This is a genomic window from Spiroplasma endosymbiont of Megaselia nigra (genome assembly GCF_003987485.1).
GTDB lineage: Bacteria > Bacillota_I > Bacilli_A > Mycoplasmatales > Mycoplasmataceae > Spiroplasma.
Genome location: NZ_RCOO01000185.1, coordinates 1 through 2,109, shown reverse-complemented (window position 1 = coordinate 2,109; position 2,109 = coordinate 1). Strand labels below are relative to the sequence as shown.

Here is a 2,109-nt window from a genome sequence, read left to right as displayed (position 1 = left end):
CTCTTTTTTGATACAAAAAGATTAAAACTTACATTAATTATATACTAATAATTTACCAATACAATACTTTATGTAAATAAATACTAAACTTAATATATTCGATTGCTAATTTGGCCCTTAAAACTACCAATAAAAGATATTAAACAAGATAAAATTTTTAAAATAAGTTCTAATTTTACTTATATATATATATTGCAGTAGATCTTGATAAAAATTTTTAAGATTAAGAAAAGGGGAAGAACAAGTGTGAAAAAATTACTTAGTTTATTAAGTGTATTAACAATTAGTGGAACTGCTATACCAACAACAATTGCTGCCAGCGGTTATAAAAAAGAAGAAACTATCAAAAATAAAATTAATTATTTACAATCAAATAATTTAAAAAATTTAAATATAAATAAAAGAAACAATAATTCTCCTGAAAATGAATCCCCAATTTTACATATTTCGGGTAGTGTTCATGATTTTTTTAAAGATTTGTGTAAAATTATTGAGTATTTGCAAAGAAATGATATAATTAGAACAATTAGGGGACAAGTGGGTGCCGGAGATCCCGAAAATCCTATATCTTGCGGGATTGATGGTCATACGCCTCGTGAAAATTATTTTATAAATCCAAATTCTATCTATAATTATTTTATTGTTCCAGTTGTAATAGAACACAATGAACAATCACAAATGATAAGATTGGTTTTTAGTTCTAGAAATTTTTATTTGACAGGTTTCATTAATAATGGAAATTATTATTATTTTAATGAGGAAAATAATTTAGATAATATATCTGGATATATTGGTCAACGTTTAAATTTTAATGGAAGTTATGGAAATCTAATTGGTAGTAATGCAAATCCTCAAATTACTTGATCAGGTATAGAAGATGCTTTTTTTAATTTATCTAATATAGGGGGAACTAATGCTCCTAGTGAAGATATTTTAAAAGCTTCTTTATTTAGGGTTGTTTTATCAACATCAGAAAGTATGCGTTTTAGAGATGTACAAAATTTAATTATAAATAGTGTTTCAAGTCATACTTTTCCCGGGATACCAGTATACTGACAAAATAATTTTAAAGATATTGTAAAAGACTGAAGCAAAACAACCAAGGATGCTATTAATCATTTAAATAGTAACCATAATTTGATAAGTTTTGATAAAATACACAGTATATTAGTTTTTACATATTTAATTGCCAATTACTTTAATAGTTGTAATACAAGAAATGCTGGGGATTTAAATAATAATGAATATTGTTTCAATGTTCCGGAAAGAGTGTTTCATTATGATGAAACTAATAAAGAAGATAAAATAATTTTTCATGAATCCCAATTAGGTGATTATGCAAATTACTATATACACACCTTTAATTTGGGTAAAATAAACTCAGTTGAAAATTATAAAAAAATTGAGTTTATAGGTGATGTACATAGTGATTGTTGAGGAGCAAGAACAGAATGAGGTTCATGAAATTATAATAATGAATCAGAGTGTGATACTACCAAAGTAAAAGGTAGAAGCATTAAAAAATTCTTAGAAGAAAATAATAATAATTTATCATCAGCAATAACAGAAGGTAAAATTACTAGAAAAAATTCTTGAAATGAAATTGAAAATGCTGCTAAAATTTATCTTCAAAGTTTTAATGATTGAGATTCATCAGCTAATATTTTAGTTAGTCAAAAATTTGGTTTAACATATTATTTTGATGAAGAAGATAAAAATTATTATTTACAAGTTATATGTTATCAAAATTTAAATTGATGAGCTTCAAGCGCTAATTTAATAGGAAAAATAAAAATTGGTAATGGAATTGGACTGTTTAATTAATTAAAATGAAAAAAATATTAAGTCTTTTAGGAACAATTACTTTAATTGGAACAAGTACAACAAGTTTAGTTGCTTGTAATACACCACAAGAATATACACCCGAAGAATTAAAAGAACTAAAAGAAAAAAACAAAGTAAATACTGCTAACCAAGAAATTAAAGACAATTTAGAATGAATAGCACCACAAGAAAAACCATTTAATACAGTTGATAATAAATATTATTATGTAGTATGGCGTGGAAATGAAAAAGATAATTGAATAATTAGTAAATTTAAAAACAATA

At 24.4% G+C, this 2,109-nt stretch carries 2 protein-coding genes; both read left to right on the top strand.

All coding sequences use genetic code 4. The annotated features are described in order from the left end of the window. Positions 1 to 246: 246 nt before the first annotated feature. Positions 247 to 1,824: a ribosome-inactivating family protein gene (locus D9R21_RS05925; protein WP_126821476.1), complete on the top strand. Its 1,578-nt coding sequence runs from the start codon at positions 247 to 249 to the stop codon at positions 1,822 to 1,824. A 5-nt stretch (positions 1,825 to 1,829) separates the two neighbouring features. Continuing rightward, positions 1,830 to 2,109: lipoprotein (locus tag D9R21_RS05920; RefSeq protein ID WP_158613942.1), on the top strand; the 280-nt coding region annotated here is incomplete at its 3' end.